General features: G+C 62.1%; 20 protein-coding genes. 1 reads left to right on the forward strand and 19 read right to left on the reverse strand.

From position 1 onward, the window contains the following. Position 1 precedes the first annotated feature (1 nt). From AC0V6T_RS12545 to AC0V6T_RS12620, 16 genes are all read right to left on the reverse strand, one after another. Positions 2-1,138, reverse strand: coding sequence for an EscU/YscU/HrcU family type III secretion system export apparatus switch protein (locus tag AC0V6T_RS12545; protein WP_486127352.1), 1,137 nt, complete (start codon positions 1,136-1,138; stop codon positions 2-4). After that, a complete protein-coding gene (locus tag AC0V6T_RS12550; protein WP_486127354.1) occupies positions 1,135-1,929 on the reverse strand; it encodes a flagellar biosynthetic protein FliR in 795 nt (264 codons plus the stop codon). Before AC0V6T_RS12550 ends, AC0V6T_RS12545 begins: the two co-directional genes overlap by 4 nt. 13 nt (positions 1,930-1,942) lie before the next feature. Beyond that, positions 1,943-2,215, reverse strand: a complete 273-nt coding sequence (gene fliQ / locus AC0V6T_RS12555) for a flagellar biosynthesis protein FliQ (RefSeq protein ID WP_007166110.1) — start codon at positions 2,213-2,215, stop codon at positions 1,943-1,945. Positions 2,216-2,225: 10 nt separating this feature from the next. Next, entirely contained in the window at positions 2,226-2,957 is a 732-nt protein-coding gene (gene fliP, locus AC0V6T_RS12560) for a flagellar type III secretion system pore protein FliP (protein ID WP_486127356.1), read from the reverse strand. 50 nt (positions 2,958-3,007) lie between these two features. After that, the gene (locus AC0V6T_RS12565) at positions 3,008-3,301 is read right to left on the reverse strand and encodes a flagellar biogenesis protein (RefSeq protein ID WP_486127358.1); all 294 of its coding nucleotides are present in this window, start codon (positions 3,299-3,301) and stop codon (positions 3,008-3,010) included. Further along, positions 3,298-3,606, reverse strand: a complete 309-nt coding sequence (gene fliN, locus AC0V6T_RS12570; RefSeq protein WP_486127360.1) for a flagellar motor switch protein FliN — start codon at positions 3,604-3,606, stop codon at positions 3,298-3,300. Before fliN ends, AC0V6T_RS12565 begins: the two co-directional genes overlap by 4 nt. Then, positions 3,603-4,628, reverse strand: coding sequence for a FliM/FliN family flagellar motor C-terminal domain-containing protein (locus AC0V6T_RS12575; protein WP_486128592.1), 1,026 nt, complete (start codon positions 4,626-4,628; stop codon positions 3,603-3,605). The genes fliN and AC0V6T_RS12575 overlap by 4 nt, the downstream gene beginning before the upstream one ends. 2 nt (positions 4,629-4,630) lie before the next feature. Then, positions 4,631-5,209, reverse strand: a complete 579-nt coding sequence (locus tag AC0V6T_RS12580; RefSeq protein ID WP_486127362.1) for a flagellar basal body-associated FliL family protein — start codon at positions 5,207-5,209, stop codon at positions 4,631-4,633. Between the two features lie 34 nt (positions 5,210-5,243). After that, positions 5,244-5,798 (reverse strand): hypothetical protein, encoded by a 555-nt coding sequence (locus AC0V6T_RS12585; RefSeq protein WP_486127364.1) that lies wholly within the window; start codon positions 5,796-5,798, stop codon positions 5,244-5,246. Between the two features lie 1,148 nt (positions 5,799-6,946). Next, positions 6,947-7,378 carry a hypothetical protein gene (locus tag AC0V6T_RS12590; protein ID WP_486127366.1) on the reverse strand — a complete coding sequence of 144 codons (432 nt, stop codon included), beginning with the start codon at positions 7,376-7,378 and terminating at the stop codon, positions 6,947-6,949. Continuing rightward, positions 7,371-8,723 (reverse strand): FliI/YscN family ATPase, encoded by a 1,353-nt coding sequence (locus AC0V6T_RS12595; protein WP_486127368.1) that lies wholly within the window; start codon positions 8,721-8,723, stop codon positions 7,371-7,373. The genes AC0V6T_RS12590 and AC0V6T_RS12595 overlap by 8 nt, the downstream gene beginning before the upstream one ends. 7 nt (positions 8,724-8,730) lie before the next feature. Beyond that, positions 8,731-9,381, reverse strand: coding sequence for a FliH/SctL family protein (locus AC0V6T_RS12600; RefSeq protein WP_486127370.1), 651 nt, complete (start codon positions 9,379-9,381; stop codon positions 8,731-8,733). Continuing rightward, a complete protein-coding gene (locus tag AC0V6T_RS12605) occupies positions 9,365-10,408 on the reverse strand; it encodes a flagellar motor switch protein FliG (protein WP_486127371.1) in 1,044 nt (347 codons plus the stop codon). The genes AC0V6T_RS12600 and AC0V6T_RS12605 overlap by 17 nt, the downstream gene beginning before the upstream one ends. After that, a complete protein-coding gene (gene fliF, locus AC0V6T_RS12610; protein ID WP_486127373.1) occupies positions 10,405-12,048 on the reverse strand; it encodes a flagellar basal-body MS-ring/collar protein FliF in 1,644 nt (547 codons plus the stop codon). The genes AC0V6T_RS12605 and fliF overlap by 4 nt, the downstream gene beginning before the upstream one ends. A 5-nt stretch (positions 12,049-12,053) precedes the next feature. Next, on the reverse strand, positions 12,054-12,419 hold the full coding sequence (gene fliE / locus AC0V6T_RS12615) for a flagellar hook-basal body complex protein FliE (RefSeq protein ID WP_007166098.1): 366 nt from the start codon (positions 12,417-12,419) through the stop codon (positions 12,054-12,056). Then, a complete protein-coding gene (locus tag AC0V6T_RS12620) occupies positions 12,416-13,744 on the reverse strand; it encodes a sigma-54 interaction domain-containing protein (protein WP_486127375.1) in 1,329 nt (442 codons plus the stop codon). The genes fliE and AC0V6T_RS12620 overlap by 4 nt, the downstream gene beginning before the upstream one ends. A gap of 265 nt (positions 13,745-14,009) precedes the next feature. Between AC0V6T_RS12620 and AC0V6T_RS12625 the strand changes: the two genes are divergently transcribed. Continuing rightward, positions 14,010-14,828 (forward strand): flagellin N-terminal helical domain-containing protein, encoded by an 819-nt coding sequence (locus AC0V6T_RS12625; RefSeq protein ID WP_486127377.1) that lies wholly within the window; start codon positions 14,010-14,012, stop codon positions 14,826-14,828. Between the two features lie 111 nt (positions 14,829-14,939). Here AC0V6T_RS12625 and AC0V6T_RS12630 read toward each other — a convergent pair whose 3' ends face one another. The 3 genes from AC0V6T_RS12630 to AC0V6T_RS12640 are packed head-to-tail and all read right to left on the reverse strand — an operon-like array spanning position 14,940 to position 19,196. Further along, positions 14,940-15,752, reverse strand: a complete 813-nt coding sequence (locus tag AC0V6T_RS12630) for a class I SAM-dependent methyltransferase (RefSeq protein WP_486127379.1) — start codon at positions 15,750-15,752, stop codon at positions 14,940-14,942. Next, complete coding sequence (locus AC0V6T_RS12635; protein ID WP_486127381.1) at positions 15,749-18,184, reverse strand: HAD family hydrolase; 2,436 nt, start codon at positions 18,182-18,184, stop codon at positions 15,749-15,751. Before AC0V6T_RS12635 ends, AC0V6T_RS12630 begins: the two co-directional genes overlap by 4 nt. Positions 18,185-18,236: 52 nt before the next feature. Further along, the gene (locus AC0V6T_RS12640) at positions 18,237-19,196 is read right to left on the reverse strand and encodes a flagellar motor protein MotB (protein ID WP_486127383.1); all 960 of its coding nucleotides are present in this window, start codon (positions 19,194-19,196) and stop codon (positions 18,237-18,239) included.

Below are 19,196 nucleotides of genomic sequence, written 5' to 3' on the forward strand. Positions count from 1 at the left end.
CTTAAGCGGGATTAGTGAGCTTTCCGTCCGTATCGAACTGAAGACCTGCAGGCACATCGACCGCCGGCTTGCGAGGTCGTTCACCGCGCTTGAGCGACATCACGAAAGCCACCAGCGCTGCAATCGCGACGTAGAGCTCTTCGCGCACCATCTGGTCTGCCCGCGTCGTGAAATAGAGCGCGCGCGCAAGCTGGGGGTAGTGCAGCACGGGCAGCTCGATTTCGCTTGCAAGCTCACGCATAGCCATCGCCGTTTCACCGCGTCCCTTGGCCAACACTACGGGAGCGGGTGCAAGATCCGGATCGTATGTCAGGGCAACGGCAAAGTGCATCGGGTTGACCACGATGAACTGCGCTTCCTTCATCGCCTTGCCGATGCTTCCGCGTGACAGATCACGCTGGCGCTGGCGGCGCGCCATCTTCATTTCGGGCGAGCCTTCGGATTGCTTGTTTTCATCTTTGAGGTCTTGGAAACTCATCTTGAGCCGCTTGTCGCGCTGGAGCTTCTGAAGCGGATAGTCGACGACAGCGATTACAAACAGCCCGACAACAAGCATCGCCACCAGCGTCGTCATCGCATCCCAGGCGAAAGCCAGCTGCGCATCCAAGGTTCCGCGACCAAGACCAAGCAGACCTTCGAGGCTCCCCGAAACCCACCAGGCCGCGATGCTGCCGAGCAAAAGGAGCTTCAGGATCGACTTGCCCAGTTCGATCAGTCCCTGCATGCCAAAAATGCGCTTGAGACCCGAAAGCGGATTTATGCGCGATGGCTTGGGCTTGAGGTTTTGCGGCACCCAGCGCCCTTCGCCCAGCAGCATCTGCGAACCCACCGTGACCGCGATCACGACAAGCCCGATTGCAAAGATGGGAGGCAAAACCTCCTGCGCGATCTGTGAGACTATGTCTCCGGGCGCGAAGTCGCCTAGTCCAGCCGGATCAAACCCGAAGGCAGCACGCGCCACCCTTTCGATCGCATCGAGCAGCCACGGCCCGATGGTGAGGATCATGAAAGTGCCCGCTGCCATCACGGCGGCAGTGGCGACCTCTTTTGATCGCAGGACATCGCCCTTCTTGGCCGCGTCGCTGCGCCGCTTGGGCGTGGGGTCGAACCGCTTCTCGCCATTCGTCTCCTCGCTCATGCAGGCACCTTGGGCACGGTCAGCGCCTCTGCTTGCTCAAGCGTCGCGGCGAGTAGCGCGGTGAATTGTTCGACCACAATCGGCATCACGACAATCAGCGCGGCGATCCCCGCGAGCACCCCGGCCGGAAGGCCGAGCGCAAACAGATTGAGCGCCGGCGCCGAGCGGGAGATCGTCCCCGTCACGACCTGCACGCACAAGAGCACCAGAACGACGGGCAAACCGATCGCGGCGGCAGTGGCTATGCCGTATCCTGCGAACGCTACGATGTCGCGCGCGCTCGTCTCGGCGAATGCGTGGGTGCCAGCGGGCAGGATGCGATAGCTTTCGATCAGCAGCTCGAACCACAAGAGGTGCCCACCTATCGCATAGAAGAGCAAGGTCAGGATCAGCCCGAAATAGGTGCCAAGAGCGCCGGACTGGGCCCCGCTTGCCGGATCAATCGATGTTGCAATCGCGAGGCCCATCGTGCCCGAGATTTGCTCTGCTGCGATCAGCGGCACTGCAAAAGCGACCTGCAGGACAAAGCCGAGCGCTGCCCCGATGACGACCTCCTGCACCACCGCAAGTACCGCGGCAAAGCTCATCATCTCTGGAAGCGGCGGCAAGGGGATCCATATCGATACGAACACCGCCAGCACGATCGCTATCAGTGCGCGGAATTGCGGCGCGACCACCATTCCGCCGACCATGGGAGCCGCAAGCAAAGCTGCGCCGCAGCGGATCGAGAGGAATAGGATCTGCCACAGTTGCTCCTCGAGCCCTGAAAAACCGAAATCGAGAACATTCATCGCGCGCTATCGATCAGGTCGAAATGGCCGCGATCTGGCCGAAAATCTCGCGCATGAAATCGCCAAGCAGGGCCATCATCGTTCCGCCCAAGATCACGAAGACCAGCGCGGTGATTGCAAGCTTGGGGACGAAGGTCAGCGTCTGTTCGTTGACCGAAGTCGCAGCCTGAATGATCCCAACGATCAGGCCCACCGCGAGCGCAGAAAGCAACACCGGCCCAACGATCAAGGCGGTGACCCACAAGGTCTGGTCGGCAAGAGCCAGCAGTTGAGCATCATCCTGCACCGCGGGCTCCTCAGGCGAAACTCATCGCAAGGCTGCCCATCAGGAGCGACCAGCCATCGACCAGCACGAACAGCAAGAGCTTGAAAGGAAGCGAGATGATGGTTGGTGAAAGCATCATCATCCCAAGGCTCATCAGCACGCTCGCAACGACCAGATCGATCACGAGAAAAGGCAGGAACAGCATGAAGCCAATCTGGAACGCCGTTTCGAGTTCGCTCGTCACGAATGCGGGCAAAAGGATCGAGAAGGGTATCGCATCGGCATCTGCAAATGCGCCGACACCGGCAATATCGGCGAACATGACGAGATTTGCCTCGCGCGTCTGACGCAGCATGAATGTGTGGAACGCCTCGCCCGCGCTAGCGATTGCAGCGTCCGCTTCGATCGTGCCGGCTGAATAGGGTTCGATCGCAAGCTCACTTACCGTGTCGAGCGTGGGGGCCATCACGAAAAGTGAGAGGAAAAGCGACAAGCCCACCAGAACCTGTGTCGGCGGAGAGCCCTGTAGGCCCAGGGCTTGCCTGAGGATCGAAAGCACGATCAGTATGCGCAGGAAACTCGTCATCATCAGCACCATCGCAGGAAGGATCGTGAGGAGGCTCATCACCAGCAGGAGCTGGATCGAGAAGCTGAGCGGCGTGTCCCCGCCAGTGCCATCGGTGCCGAGCGCACGTTCAATCGCGCTGCCGATACCTGCCGGGTCGCCTGAGGCTGCCAAGGCGGCTTCGGGCAGAGCGAACATGGTTAACGCTGAGAAGCAAGCGCCGACGCCGATAGGAATGCGACGGCGCATCATTGCTGTCCGGCTTGAGCGTCAGGCTGGCGGCGCGCGTCGGCCTCGCCCAACGGCACCAAACCGTTGCGCGAACAGCCAAGCAGGATCTCACGGTCATGGAAGCGAACGACGGCGAGTTTGAGGCCCGGTGCCAACAGGCTCGTCTCGACCAGTTCCACAGCCCGGCCTTCGCTACCAGCGCCGCTGACCAGACGAGACTGCAGGCTTCGCGCAAGCCGCAAGCTGCCCCAGATCAGCACGCCAAGCAGCGGCAAGAGCAATGCAAGCCGAAGGATATACTCGGTCATCATGCGGGCGGGTCCACGGGCATGTCGCCCAGCGCAGCCGGGATCGGCTCCTCGGCTGACGGGTCGCCTGCCAACTCGACGATCCGCAATGCGAAACGTCCGTCCTGCGCGATGACCTCACCGCGCGCGACCACGCGGCCATTGGCGGTTACGTCCAGCAATTCGTCGGTCAGGCGGTTGAGCGGTACGACGCTTCCCTCGTCGATGGCGAGCACATCCTTGAGAGGCATTTCGGTGCGTCCGAGTTCGACCGACAGCCGAACGGTAACATCGCCGAAGCGCTTGAGAGCGGGATTGAGAGCGTTCATGTCGCTGCCCCTCGTGAAGCTTCGGGTGACGTTTCGAGTGAAGCTTGAGGTGAAGAGTTCGCTGGCGCTGACCCGGAAGGCCCGTGGCCAGCTTGTTTGCCTTGCGACCTTGAGGCTTCACCAAGCGCGGTAACGCGCAATGCAAGATTGCTGTCGAGACGGCCCACTTTCCCGCGTGCAAAGACAGTCTCGCCGATGCGCAGCGGCAAATCGCGTGAGATGGTGAGCGGTATTTCGTCGCCGGGCCTGAGCTGCTCCAGCCGCCCCAGCGTCAGGTCAATTTCGCCGACCACCGCCTCAAGGGTCAGCGGCATCGCGGCAAACCCGCTGCGCTCGAAGTCTCCTGATCCTTCGAGGCTGCGAGAGCGGATGCGAACTGCTTCGAGGCCGGGCAGCAGGCCATCGACCCGGTCGCTCGCCACCGCGAAGAGAGCGCACCAGTTTGCGCTCTCACCTCTAGTGATTGTGAGTTTGAACAGCGCAACGTCGGCGTCGGCACCGAAGGGCTTGAGCCGGGTTACGCTCTCGCTCCTGACAAGCACATCGCCCCGCGCGCGCTCGGCTGATCCATTGGTCATGACAATCGCTTGAGCGACCGTTGCTGCGAACTGTTCGACCAGCATCGCGGCTGAACGGGGCAACTGCGAAGGAGCCTCGTCTGGCAGGGTACCTTCTCCCCCGAACGAGCAGTCGGTCAGCCCGATCGCGGTTGCGTAGTCGAGCGAGAAAAGCACCGTCTGGTCCCCCTCGCCGCAGCGCAGCAGACAGTTGACTGCAATCGGTCCGATCAGGTCGAACACATCCTGCGCCCCTACCTGTTCGGGTTCAGCAATGCTGACATTGAGTTTCCCGCCGGATAGGAGCGGCGCGAGCTCTTGCGCCAATTCCTGCGCAAGATCGCGGCACCAGGTCGAAATCGCCTGCGCACGCTCTTCTGGCCGCGGCCCACGCCAGGTCAGTTCAGCGCAATGCGATGCGATGGCGCGCGCATGCGTGACGTCTTCAGCCGAGATGCGTTGCATGTTCACTGGACGAGAATCCCCTTGAAATGGACCGCATCCACCCCGCCGAAGCCCTCGTTTTCCTCGAGCACATCGTTGACCGCCTCAGTAAGCCGAGCGGCAAGCGCATCCTTTCCTTCAACCGAATAGATCTCGCTTTCCGATGTCGCGGCCAGTTGCCCGAGGATCGCTGAACGCAGCGCCAGCTCATGCGCCTGCACCCACTGCAACACGCGTCCATCTCGGCGGGTCGATACGGCGAGCTCTACCTGGATGAGCGCCGGAGAATCTGCGAGATTGGCGGTGAAGCTGTCGTCAAAGCTGTAGTAAGCGGTGCGATATTCGCTACCGCCATCGCCGTAGACGATGCTTCCCTCGTCGCCCTTGTCGCTGCTTGGCAAGGCGTAGGGGTCGCTCTCACCCTTGCGGACATATTCGGGAAGATCGGGACCGCTTGCCCCGCTATCGCCAAAAGCGCCCGACGCCACCGCAGCATAAGCGCCGCCGGCACCCGCCACGAGCAGGAAGACGCCGCCAAGAGCGATCTTCATCAGCCCCTTGCCCGATTTCTTGTCGGTCTCGTCATCCTTGTCGCTTGCCATGCTCGATCAGATCCTCTTGCGCATCACGCTTCACTCACGCGAACAGGTCGCTGTCGTGAGCTGAACCGCCGCCGCTTTCTTGCGTGGGAGGTGCAGGCATCAGATCAGCCTCTTCATCGCTGTCCATGATTTGCGCCGAGTATGGTTGAGGGGAGCCTTGCCCTGACCCAAGGAATGACCCGTATCGTGGCTCACCGTGCGCGCCGGGTTGTCCGGAATGCGAGTTCTGACCCGGCTGGCCTTGCTGGCCGGGCGAATGTTCGTGCCCGCGTTGAGATTGAGTTGCGGTGCCCTCGCCAGCGGCCACGATGGCTCTGTCGGCCAAAGCTGATTGAGCGGCGATGACAAATCCCGGATCACGTGCCGACAAGGTCGCGCGAAGGTCGAACCCGGTTGCTTCGAGCCGCACATTGATGGCGCCAAAGTCATGATGGCGAAGCGTGACGTCGGACTTTGCCGTACGACCGGTTTCGCGGGCTTCGGCGAGATGATCGATCACGCTTTCAAGGGCGAACGCGGGACGGCTTTCGGAGCGAATGTCGCTGCCCGCTTGCGGCCCGGCAACCGGGCCCTGGGCCAGAGCCTGCAATGAGGATTGAGCCTGCGCCTGCGGCTGTTGAACCGATGATGTGCCTGGAGAGGTGGAAGTAAGCGAGGGCGAACCCGCGGACTCGCCCAAGACGCTCTGTGATAGCTTGGCCGGAGTCGGCTCAACTGGGTCCTTTGGTGCGAAAGTGGGCGCCGCCTCCGAAGCGGGTTTTTCTATCGAGCGACTGTCCGCGCCCGGCGGTGCCGCATCCTTATTTTGCACTGACTCTGCTCGAAAGTGGCGCTGGCTGGGCGTCTTATTGGGCGGCGCGGTCTCTTGCGGAGGAGCTGGTAGTGATCCGCCTCCGGTGAGCGTGGCAACCATGGGCTGAGGCACTGTTGGGAGGGGGCGTGGCTCGGCAGGCTGCGAACGTTCCTGAGCGAGAGGCGGCGATGGAGTTGGTCGGCGGGGTTGTTGTTGGTCGGCCTCTTCGGACGTTTTCCTAGAACCCACGATTGGCATAGGCTGCGGCGCCTGCTTCGCCAGCCCTGGTTCCGCGTCGACCTGCTCGGGCTCAATGGTCGGATTGTCCTGAACGCGCAGCGAAGCGCCAGAGCTCGTTGGAAGCTCGTTTCGAACGGGTATGTCCCCGCCGAATTCGCGTTCCCCACCCTGATCGGCAGGCAGCGGTAACGAAGGCGTTGCGGGAGTAGGTCGCTTGGAGCCAGCCGCAGTTGGTTCGGCCTCACCGCGCGACGCATCGCCTCTGTGCGAAGGTTGCGGGACGAATCCTTCGGCTTCACTGCCGCGTTCAGGCGATCGGATGGGACCTGTTGGAACGGGAGCGGGATTGCCCACCAACCGGGTCGTCGCGGCGGCTTGCGGTTCCAACTCGCCAGCAGCCTGACCCGGTCGATCAGGCAATGTTTTTCCGGCTGTCGGCATGGAATTGCCGGGGTCGTAAATTGGCGCGGGAAGGGCTGGAGTTCCCGCGCTCACCCCGTCGTCGGAAGCTTCCCGAAGCGGCGCAAAAGCCCCTTCGAGCACCTCGCCAAACCCCTCTTTCGCAACGATTTCTGCGCCCAAATCACCGGGCAAAGTGGGTTCTGGTTGGACAGAGTAATTCGCGGTTCCAGCGAGCAGGCGAAAGTTGAGGTCGATCACGCGCAATTCCCGAGTTCTCGTGCCGCGCCTTGGTGCCCGGCTTCCTACTGGTCAGTCTGCAACTTGCGTGCCACACGCCGGGGCGTTTCTTCCTCGCGCCTCTCGAGCGCCACTGACAGTGCGCGTCTCGCACTCAGGAGCCGGTCATCAGCCGCGTCTGCGCGCGCTGAAGCCTCGGCAAGGGTCTGCGCATGCCACTGCATCTGCGCGCTTGCATCGTGCCGGGCTTCCTCCGCCTGCGAAGCCACGATCCCGAGCGAATGCGCAAAAGCGTGAAGGTCGCGTAGGTCTTGCGCGCAGGCATGACCCGGCTTGTCTGTATACTGTGCAAGCAAATGTTTGCTGCGCTTTGCCAGCGTATCGCTTCGCAATTCCTCTCGGGCAGCGTCGGCGAAGCCTGCCATGGCTTCGCGCCGCGCCATTTTGGCTAGCAGGGACTGGCGTACGGCAAACTTCAGGCGGGCACGTTCACGCATTGGCGACCAGAGGCACATCGATTTTTGCGAGCAGATCCATCAGCTGCGCCTGGCTTGGGGTCATGCTGACGCAGGCGTTGCGCGGTTGCTGAAGAAACGCATCGATCGCATTCGAATGGGCAAGCGCACAATCGAGATCTGGGTCCGATCCAGCGCGATAGGCACCCATCATGACCAGGTCACGGTTGTGTTCGCGCGCCGCAATCAAGGCGCGCAATCGGCGAGCCGCCTCCAGCTGCTCGGCCGAAGCAATGTCGTGCATCACCCGGCTGAGCGATGCGGGAATATCGATTGCGGGATAATGGCCGCGCTGGGCGAGCTCACGCGACAGGACCAGGTGCCCATCGAGGATTGCTCGCGCGGTGTCGACGACGGGATCGGATGTGTCGTCGCCATCGGCCAGCACCGAGTAAATGCCCGTCACCGAACCGCCCGACGTCGCGCAGTTACCCGCCCGCTCGACGAGGCGCGTGATCGTTGAAAGAGCGCTGGGCGGATAGCCACGCGCCGCTCCCGGCTCGCCTAGGACCAGCGCCAATTCGCGCGCGGCATGAGCAACGCGGGTGAGGCTGTCGAGAACTAGCAGGACTTTCCGGCCCTTCGCGCGAAAGTGCTCTGCAATCGCGCTTGCAAATTGAGCGGCGCGAAGGCGCAGGTTCGGGGCATGGTCTGCAGGCACCGCCACCACCACCATACGCCCACGCTCAGCGCCGGACATGTGCCGGGTTACAAAGTCCGAGACCTCGCGGGCGCGCTCACCGATCAGCGCGATGATGGCGATATCAGCCTTGGCGTTGGCGGCGACGGTGTCGATCAAAACCGACTTGCCAACGCCGGAACCGGCGATGATGCCCATGCGCTGGCCTACACCCATTGTCGTCAGCGCATTGACGGCCCGTACCCCGCAATCGAAGCTTTCAGTGACACCGCTTCGTGCAAGCGCGCTTTCGCGTTTTCCAAGGAGCGGCCACGTTTCGCTGGCGTGGATCGCTGGACCACCATCAATCGGTTGGCCCAACCCGTCTACGGCTCTTCCCAAAAGCGCGTCGCCCACACGAACGCTGCCCGGCGAACCGATCGCGCGAACGCTTGCACGCGGTTGCAGCAATTGCGCATCGCCCAAAAGCATCATCAGCGAATGGCCGCGCCGAAAGCCGATGACCTCTGCCAATGGCTCGTCGCCGGTGTCGCTCTCAATTGCGCCAACCGAACCGATCGGCACGCTCAAACCCGAAACTTCAATGAGCCCTCCATCACAGGCGACGACCCTGCCCGAGGGGACAGGGCCGCGCTCTATTGCAGCACCTCGAAAGCGCGCCAGTTCGAGGGCCATCGTGTCGAGCATGACAAGCCTACCCCTTCAACGCGGCAGCGATCGATCGTCGCCAATCGGTCGGCGTGTCGCTGATCGTGCCATCATGGGCCTCGAACCGAAGGCCCGAGCGTTCGACACTTTGGTCCGCGATCACATCCCAGTCTGAAAGCGCCTGATCGCCAAGCAGCTCCAGATCTGCTGGATTGAGATGAAATCGGCCATCGCTCGCAGCTGCCCCAAAGCGTGCAGCAGCGATCTTGCAGCGCGCGAGGAGACTTTCCGGATCTGCACGAAAGTCTGCAATCGCCGCCTCGCAAAGCGCCATGACGGTTTCGGCCAGTTCCGCCGCGAAAGCGTCTGTAGCTTCCCCGTCAAATGCTTGGAAAGTGAGCCGCAGTTCGCGTCTGGCGCTTTCAGTCTTGGTTTGCTCGGATTGCGCCTCGGCAATTCCCTCTGCTTTGCCGGCTTCGAAGGCTTCGGCAATGTGATCAGGCGCATCCTCGGCCTTAGGCTTTTCCTCTTCTGGGGGAGGCACAACAGGTGGAACGGGCGACGATATGCCGGCGAATGGCAGGCCTTCAACAAAGCCACCGCAATCGGCAAGCGCGCTGATCCAGTCGCGTGCCCCGGGCTGTTCTGGCGCTTCGACCTGCTCGAGCGCATCGATCCAGTCAGACGAATTCGCCATCATCGCCTCCCAGGATGATCTCACCCGTATCGGCAAGCTTGCGCGCAAGATCGACAACCTTGCGCTGTGCTGCGTCAACTTCGCTTCGGGTCAGGCGACCGCGAAGCTCGATCTCGTCGCGGATGCCGTCCGCTGCGCGTGAAGACATAGCCCGGAAGAAGAATTCGCGCTCTTCTTCGCTGATGCCCTTGAGCGCATCGATGAGCACTTCGCTCTCTACATCGCGCAGCACCACACCCATATCCTTGGGCTCGAGGTCGAACAGCATTTCGAACGTGAACAGCTCTTCTTCGATCTTTTCGGCCAGGGGCGCGTTGCGCTGGGCGATGGCGGGTAGGACGGTGCCGCGAACTTCTCCGGCCGCAAGGTTGATCAGCTGCGCAGCTTCACGCGGGCCACCGACGCTGAGCGCGCTCGCTCCGAAGCTTGCCCCAATGCGCTGCGAGAGAAGGTCGTCGATCATTGCAACCGCTTTGGCGGACACGTTGCCCATCGATGCCACCCGTTCGACCACGCCGGGCTGAATGTGGCCAGGCAACTCGGACAGGACCTGCGCAGCTGGCTCGGGATCGAGCAACAGCAGAAGCGCGGCGATCACCTGCGGGTGTTCGTCTTCGACCAGTTTGAGCAATACCGAAGGGGCCAACCAGCGTGCCATTTCGATAGTGCGCGGGCGGGCATCGGGCTCGATCCGCAGCATCATGCTTTCCGCCTTGGTTGGGCCGAGCGAGCGCTCGAGCAGAGCACGCACCTGGCCGGTCCGGTCCTGTCCGGTGATCACTTCGCGCGAGCTTTCGGAGACGAAATCGTCGAGAGCTTCGGTCATCGCACTCTGATCAATCTCGCCAAGCGAGCACATCGAAGCGCCTATCCGTTCAAGTTCGTCAGGCCCGAGCCGCGCAAGCAATCCGACGGCTTCGTCGTCGCTGAGCAGCATCAGAAAGACCGCGACCCGGTCGATCCTGCTAAGCCGCTCTGGCAGAACCGTGTCAGGTGCCTGTTCAAGCATTTCGTTCGCCTCGCTCATGACGCGCTCGCCTTGGCCTTCGTTTCCGCCGAAACGTCCAGCATGCGTTGCAACGCCTCGACTGCCCGGTCTGGCTGGCTGGTGGCGAGCTGGCGGGCGAGTTCCACCTTCTGCGGGAATGCGTCCGAGACAGGCTCTTCGGCGATCTGCTGTTGATCGTAAGCTGTTTTGTCTCCCTCGCCTTCGTCAGACGCCGGTTCAGCGGCGGTAGCAATCGGCTCGCGCAAACGTTTGACCAAAGGTCGAACGCCGAGAAGCAGAACCAGAAGCACGGCAATCAACGCGGTGGCATATCGAAGGACGTCAGCGAACCATTTCTGCTCGTAGAAAGCGAGCGGCTGGGTCTGCGCATTCTCGAACGCACTCACGACAACCTCTACTGTGTCACCGCGCCCCTCATCAGCGCCAACGGCGGCACGTATGAGTGATTGAAGCTGCTCGGCAGTCATGGGTGCTGCGGCCGCAAGTGCGGCATCGTTTACCGCGACCGCCACCGAAAGCTTCACCAATCCGCCTGGCCGGGTGGAAGTGACTGCGACTTCGCGACCGAGCTCGTAATTGCGCTGTGTTGAGACCTCCTGATCGCGGTCAGCAGCCTGCTCGCCGTCGACGGCGGTTGCCTCTGGCGGACCATCGACCAACTGCGCGTCGGGTGGCGGGGTGTTGGCGGCAACACCCGGGATCCCTCCGACCGCACCTGCTGCCATCCGGGTCGCGCTGCGTTCGCTTTCACTGCGAATGACGCCCTCGCGATCGTAGCTTTCGCGCGCAGACGTCGATTCCTCCTGCTCCAGTTCCACCTGGACCTGGCTTGAAAAATTGCCCTCTCCCAAAAGCGGCGCGAGCAAGGTGCCCAGTTGCTCGCGCAGCTTGGCTTCGAACTCGCGTTGCAGCACGAGCCCGCCCAAGGCTTCTTCGCGCGCAGCCGATAACAGCCGCCCGTTTTGATCGACCACGCGAACCTTGTCCGGCGTTAAACCGGGGACCGAGCCAGACACGAGATTGACGATGGCCTCGACCTGCGACTGGCCAAGCGAGCGACCGCTAACAAGGCGCACCATAACGCTGGCGCTGGGCAGATTGTTCTCGCGCACGAAGGCCGATCGCTCGGGCGTTGCGAGGTGGACGCGCACGCTCTCGATCCCGTCAATCTCGCGGATGGTGAGCATCAATTCGCGTCCACGGGCAAGTCTCAGCCTTTCGCCTTCCAGCGTTCGGCTCGATCCGAGCGGGATAGCATCCAGCATCGCGCTCGCCCCTTCTGGCGCGGCAAGTCCGGTATCGCTCGCAACCAGCATACGGGCGCGATAAAGATCGGTTTCTGCGACGGTTATGGCACCGGTCGAATTGTCGATGGCGTAGCCGATACCGCCGGTCTCGAGCGCCTGCACGACCTTTGCGCGCTCGACATCAGAAAGGTCGGAATACAAGATACGCTGCGGCCCTTGCGCAATCGCGAAGTAAAGCGCACCGGCAACCACGACCGCGATCAATCCGATAAGCGCCGGCAAGGCGCGCTGAAACGCTGGTTGCGCCATGAAGGCCCGCGCTCGCTCGCGCCAGTCGCCAGCCGCAAACGAAGGCGCTTGCTCAAGCGGGATCGCGCCGACGCCCGCAGCGGGAAGATTTGCCTCTGCCACTTACGCTAGCTCCCCATCCGCATGATGTCCTGGTAAGCGGACAAAAGCTTGTTGCGCACTTGGAGGGTGGCCTCGAATGCGACGCCTGCTTCCTGACGAGCCAGCATGACCTTGGCGATATCGGTGACCTCGCCGCGCTCATAGGCCGCCTGCATCGCGCCAGATTTTGCCTGCACAGCGCTGACTTCCTGAAGCGCGCCATTGAGCGCATTTGCAAAGCTGCTTGCTGGCTGGGCAGCGTCGATCGGTTGTGTCCCGGTTGCGGCCCGCACCTGCTGAAGTGCCTCACTGCGTCCAAGGACCTCCTGCCGAAGTGCCATGATCTGGTTGACCGAAGCCATCGGCCCGCCCGCGCCCCCGACGCCGCTCATGCCTCACCTCCGGCTGCGATCAGCCCGGATTCGCGCATTGAAGCCAGCCTATACCGCAGGGTCCGCTCCGAAATTCCGAGGCTGCGGGCGGTCTTGCCCCGGTGGCCATTATGCGTTTGCAGCGCACTCAGGATCGCCTTCGCTTCCGATCGGAAAGCGACGTCCGATAGCGAGCTTGGCGAGGGCCCGCTCACAGGCACAGCGGCGGCTACCACCGGTGCCTCGGCAGCGCGCGCGGCCTGATCGAAAACGATATGTTCGCTGCCGATGCGCGCCTCTTTGCCTGCGAGCAGGATCGCGCGGCGAATGACATTTTCCAACTCGCGCACATTGCCGGGCCATGGGTGCGCTTCGAGCAGCGCCATGGCCTGACCCGATATCCATGTCGGGCTTCCCGGCTGACAGGCGTGGCGGAGCAACATGCCGAAAGCGAGCGGCGCGATATCGCCGCGCCTGTCGCGCAAGGCCGGGATGGAAAGCGGAAACACGTTGAGCCGGTAAAGCAGGTCTTCACGGAAACGCCCCTTGGCCACTTCGGCTGACAGTGTGCGATTGGTGGCGGCAATTATCCGAACGTCGACTTTGACAGGCTTCGTTGCGCCAAGCGGCAGAACTTCGCCCTCCTGCAAGGTGCGCAGCAACTTTGCCTGAAGCGCAAGCGGCAATTCACCAATCTCGTCAAGAAGCAAGGAGCCTCCATCGGCTGCGCGGAAAAGGCCCTCGCGTGCCTCGCCCGCTCCGGTGAAAGCGCCCTTACGATGGCCGAACAGCAATCCCTCGAGCATCGCCTCCGGCATGGCTGCGCAATTGACCGCAAGGAAGGGGCCTGAACGACGCTCGCTTATCGTGTGAACGAAGCGCGCCATCACTTCCTTGCCAGTCCCGGTCGGCCCTTCGAGAAGAACAGGGATGGCACTTTTCGCAATCCGCTCGGCCAGAGTTAGCAGCGCAAGGCTCTCGGTATCGCCCGCAATCGGCCAGCCCGGCTGAGCGGCGCTCGCGAGAAGCGCCGGTTGAGCGGCCGCGCTTTGACGAGGGTCATAAGCGAGCGTGACAATGCTGGCCTGAGCGCGGCAAAGCGCCGCCCTTGGCGCGTGAACAAGGTTGATTGCAAGAGCGCCAGCCTGCCTGCTACCTTTCAGCGGCACGAACTTGCCGTTCTCGCCGATCAGCAGGTGATCCTTTTGCCAGCTCTGAGAAAGGAGCGGCAACGTCGAATCGAGCAAAGCTGCATGCGGTGCCTGGGCCGGAGCGAATTCTGAGCTACGCGAAACACTCGGTTCAACGGGGAACGGGGTTACGGCGCTCGTGTTCAGGCCTGTCATGCTTTCCACCTTCGGCAAGTTCTGGTGGAAATGATTTGCCGCCGTCACGTCCAAGATAGAGCAAATTTAAGCCCTAGTTGCTGCCCTTAGGACTTATCCTGAAGAGCGCGTGTGCTTTCAGTGCCGACACGGTGGGGCCTGCCCTGATAAGTCACGAAAGCCCCTTAAACTCCCGCCTCAATGGTCGCTCTAACTCTCAGCAACGGCGGCGCAGTGTCGCTTGAGCGGTGACCACTTTTCCTCAGATCCCAAGGGAGTTTGACCAATGTCCGTAATCAACACCAATATCTCAGCCCTCAAGGCCCAGAACGCGAGCATGCGTGCCAACGACATGCTTAGCACTTCGATGGAGCGCCTTTCGACCGGCCAGCGTATCAATGGCGCAGCTGACGATGCTGCGGGTCTTTCGATCGCCACCGGCTTCACCAGCGACATTCGCGCTCTCAACCAGGGTATCCGAAATGCAAGTGATGGCATTGCGCTCGCGCAGACCGCTGAAGGTTCGCTCGATGAAGTCACCAATATGCTTCAGCGAATCCGTGAACTGGCCGTGCAATCGTCAAGCGGCACGTATGATGCGGACGCTCGCGGATTCATGAACCAGGAAGTCGACGAGCTGCGCGGCCAGATCACCGATATCCTTGCAAACACCGAATTTAACGGCGTGACCCTGTTCAGCACCACCAGCGGCAGCGACGTCACGGTCGATATCCAGATCGACGCGGGCCGTAATGTTACGCTGACCAGCACCGCAATCGATGGAACCAACATCAGCGCGTCCGGCCTGAACGTCAGCGATACCACGCAAGCTGGCACGACGATCACCAATGTCGATGGCATCCTGTCCGATGTGAACTCGGCGCGCTCCTCGCTTGGTGCAGGTCAGAACCGACTGGAATCGGCAATCAACAACCTGACGACAACCGCGACCAACCTGACCGATGCGCGCTCGCGGATCCAAGATGCGGATTACTCGTCTGAGACGACCGCACTGGCCAAGGCTCAGATCCTGGGACAGGCGTCGACCGCGATGCTCGCACAGGCGAACCAGTCGCAGCAGAACGTCCTTTCGCTCCTGCGGTAAGTCCATCGAGCCAAGACGCTCCCTTCGCGGGGAGTGACAAGGGACCCGGGGTCGAAAGGCTCCGGGTTTCGTGTTGTCGGGATCAAGGAGAGCGGCTGTTTGGCCGCCGCTTCAGGCGCAGCGATCCTGCCAATCGATCACTTCAAGCCAGTTGCGCAGCCGGTTTTCCTCGAGCCGGGCAATCAACGGGTTCGCATGATAAGGAAGCAGGAACTCTGCGATCGGCGTCGACCAGCTGGCCGATGCATCGAAGATGATCCCGAGCCCGAAGACCGCAGGAACATGCACGTAGAAAAGCGGACGCTCCTTGGTGTCGGCTTCGCGAAGGAAGTCCTCGACAGCGGTGAGCACGCCGTTGCGCGGTCCCCCGATCTCAAGGGCTACCGCGAACGAACCCATCCCGCGCATCCCGCGCCCTGCGAGCACTTCGTCAGCGTCAAGGCGCACGCCGTGATCATAACTGTGCGGGTGACGCCAGCCGGGGGGTACCCGGTCAGGGGCATAGTAGAAATCGCGCCTTGCGCACGGCCAGGAGACGTCATGCATGAAAGCCAGCAGCGGCCTGCCTGCCTCGCGCTGAATTCGGTCGATTGCCTGCAATTCGTGAATGACGGTGTAGTAATTGTGATCGCCGTCGACGAACCAGGCATCGGCTGCGTCGTGATCGCCCAGCGCTTCGAGACTGGGCCGCGCGACATGATGGACATGTGAGTGTTCCTCGGTCCAGCTGGCAAAGCCATCAGCTGGTTCGGGGTCGATGCAGGTCAGCGATCCACCGCGCTCTCCCGTCCACCCGGCGAGCACTTTGGACATGCCGCCGAATTCGCTGCCGATCTCGACAATCTCGCGCACTTTTGCCTGTTCGAGGCACGGGAGAATCACACTCGAAAACTCGGACATGGAATGGATGAGCAGTTCACTCATGCGGCGGCATCCTTGATGGTGTTTGTGGTTTGGTTTGGTCGAAGAGCGTCGGTCGAAGCCGAACGCATGCGAAGGGGGCGCAGGACAAATTCGATCATGTGCGGTGCGCTTTCATCCAGCTTGGGCGGGACAAATGCCACCAATGTTGCCCCCGGATCGGTGCATTCGATGACGCCTGCTGCGTGTTCGCGCGCTCCGTCAAAGTGTGATGCGAGGTTGCGGCGCTCCTGATCCATATCCGTCTCGCCCTTGAGGCTGGCGATGGGACTGAGCGAAATCTCGGCGAGCTCGAACCACTCGAAAACGGCCCCCACAACCAGCGCAACGGCCTTCGCACCCGCCGGGATGGGCACTCTTGCCGCGAAAAAGCCTTCATGCGTTCTTTGCGCCTCGATACGGGTGTGCGCCCCGTCACCATCGCTCATCACGATTGTCGAGAGCGCAATCGATTGCGCAGAGCCATCGGTGTAGGAAAGGCCAAGGGCGAAGCGTTTCTGCACGAGAAGCGACAGGCGCGTATGGATGTCATCAGCTTCCAGTTCCGCAGGCAGAAACATGCGCTCTGCCCCCTTCATGTAGAACAGGCCTCGGCGTCTCATCCCTGCGCGGGCGTGCGCCTGGTCGAACAGGGCGACCATGCGTTCGCTGCCCAGATTGACGTCATGCTCGAAGCTCTTGACCACTTCGAGTTCCTCGGTGCCCGGAAGGAACATGAAACGCATGAGCGTCGCGAGCGCCGCTTCGCGCAAGGCTCGCTCTCGGTGTGGGTCTTGCTCTCGAATAACCGGCGGGCGGGCGGCGGCGCGGGCGTATTGAACCACGCCGTTCTGCACTCGCTCACGCACCTCGCTTTGCGCTCCCTTGACCGAATTCTGCGTCCGGATCGGGTCGCCCTCGCTCGTGTAGTCGACCACTGATCCGGTCGCGCAGGTGGCCAGTTGTTCAAGCACTGCGACATTGGCGCATAGCGCTTCGAGCAATTCGGGATCGAAATGGCGCGCGTCGATCAGGCCCTTCTTGTCGAGCCCGCTCGCAGCCATTTCGCGCAGCAACAGGTAGCGACCGGCGACATGGCAATCGAACGCCTGCGCCAGCAGAGCATCAATTCGGTCCTGAGCCGATCCATTGTAGCCAAGATCGACCAGCATCAGCACATCGCCCGGCTTCGGATCGACCGCTTGGCGCACGTGATTGATCAGCCGCTCGGCGCGTTCGCGTGAGCGTCTGCGCGTGAGCTTTTGTCGCTGCCCTTTTCGCAATTCGCCATGCAGGCGCTGGCTCGCCTTAGCCTTCGCCATCTCGCCTTTGGGATCACCGACAATGCGCGCGATCTCGCTTTCGTCGAACAGCATTTGCCTCGCGAGTGTCGACGGGTTGAGCGCAGCTTCAAGCATCCATTGCCGCTCATAGTCCTGGCGCGTTGTCAGGTCGGCGGCGATTGCGGTGAACCGGCTGATCTCGATGCGCGCGGTGCTTGGCGCTTCTTCGCCAGCCGCGTGAACGATCTGCGGCAAGTGCCCGTCGCGCAGCATGAAGAGCCAATGGACGCGCCCCTTACTGTTCGAGCCGAGGGTTTCAGCCTCCTGCCTTAGCCACTGGTCAAAGGCATGAAAGACAGGGCCAAGCACGCTGAGGCCGAGTGCTTCTGCCTTGTCGCTCACTTGCGGCTCTTGATCGGCAAGCAACGCGCGCTGGGGCATCAATCCGCGCACAGCTTCATTCGGGTCGCCGACCAATTGCCCGCAGGCCCGCTCCAGCCGCATCCGGCTTCGCGCCGGATCGCTGAATTGCGAAAGGTGGAGAGCGGGAATGCCGAGCGCGCGTGCGCTCTCATAATCGGCCTTCGGGTTGTCCCCGATATGGAGCACCTCACCCGCTTGCACTTTCATCGCCTTGAGCGCCTTTGCGAGAAGGCCCTGCGATTTGGAGACTCCGGCGTCGCTCGACGCGAAGACACGGGTCATCATCCCGGCGACCTCTTTGCCTGCTGCATCTTCGATGAGCCGGGTGAGCTGTTTCGCATCGAGATAGGTGTCGGAGACGATGATGATCGAAAGTCCGCGCGATTTGGCCTGACGCATCAACTCAATCGTCGGAGCATAGGCAAAGCAGGTGCGCGCCTCCAAGGTGAGCTCCTGTGCGATCGCTGCATCGCGCTCACCTGCGGTCGCATTGGGCATGGCCTCTGCGTAGATTTCGCCGAGCGCAACCTCGCTGCCTCTTTGACGAATGGCCTTGAGCTTGCGCGCCTGCGTCTCTCCGCGCACCCGCTGCCCCACACTCAGCGCATCGAGACCGGCGAACACGTCTGTCGGCGCATGGCAATCGCGCCACAAAAGCGTATCGAAACAATCGAGCGAGAGCACTTTGACGCCCTCGGGCGCTCGGTCGAGGGCGCCGGGTAATTCGTGCGGCAGAATGGTGTGGTTCATGGCGTCGCGCTCTCCCAGTGGATGTCGGGAAAGAACGCTAGGCAAACATGGTTTACGAGCGCGGAGCGGTGCCCTCGGCGCTTATCCTTACGGAGGATTGCGCAGGCGATGCGGTCTGCGTTGCATTCACTGGCGGCGCGCGCCGCCGTCCCGCCTCGCGCCGTTGTTCAAGCAAAAGCAGCGAGATACGCCGGTTGCGCGGGTCGGCGGGGTTGTCGGCAATCAAGGGCTCGGTATCCGCGACGCCTTCAATCCGGGCGAACCTGTCTGCTTCCAGCCCGCTTGCGATCAGGGCTTGCCGCGTGGCTTCGGCCCGGCCTGCAGAAAGCGACCAGTTGTTGGCTGTGATACCGTCTCGCCAGGGGAGCGAATCCGTGTGGCCACGAAGGATCAGCGGCGTGCGCTGCGCTTCCAGCACTTCACCGATCACCTCAAGCAATCCGCGCGCGTCCTGCGTGAGGATCGTTGTGCCGAGTGCAAACATCGAGAAGTCGGCATCATCGACGAGGTCAATACGGATCCCATCGGGCGCGCGCATCACCTTTACCTGGCGTGCCAGATGCGAGATCGGGCGTCGCTTGGCGAGCGCCTCGTCAATCTGTTCCCGCAATCGGTCGAGCCGCTTTGTCTCGATATCGCCATCGCCGCCGCCCTCCATCGGACCGCCCTGCGCCCCGCGTGGCACGGTGATCGACAAGGTCCCAGTCTGCCCTTGCGCATTGGGATAATTGTCGACGTCGGTCAGCGAACTGCCACCCAGCATCCCGTCCGCACCCGCGCTTTGCTGGCGTGTCTTGACCAGCGTTGGCGCGAAGTAGTCTGCGATGCCTCGGCGCTGGTTCTCTTCGGTTGCCCCGAGCAGCCAGAGAAGCAGGAAAAACGCCATCATCGCCGTCACGAAGTCGGCATAGGCAACCTTCCACGCGCCGCCATGATGGCCATCGCCTTGCGCTATCGTCACCTTCTTGACGATGATTGGTGCGGGCGGGACAGGTGCATCAGCGTCAGCCAC

It is taken from the genome of Erythrobacter sp. S158, assembly GCF_057364915.1.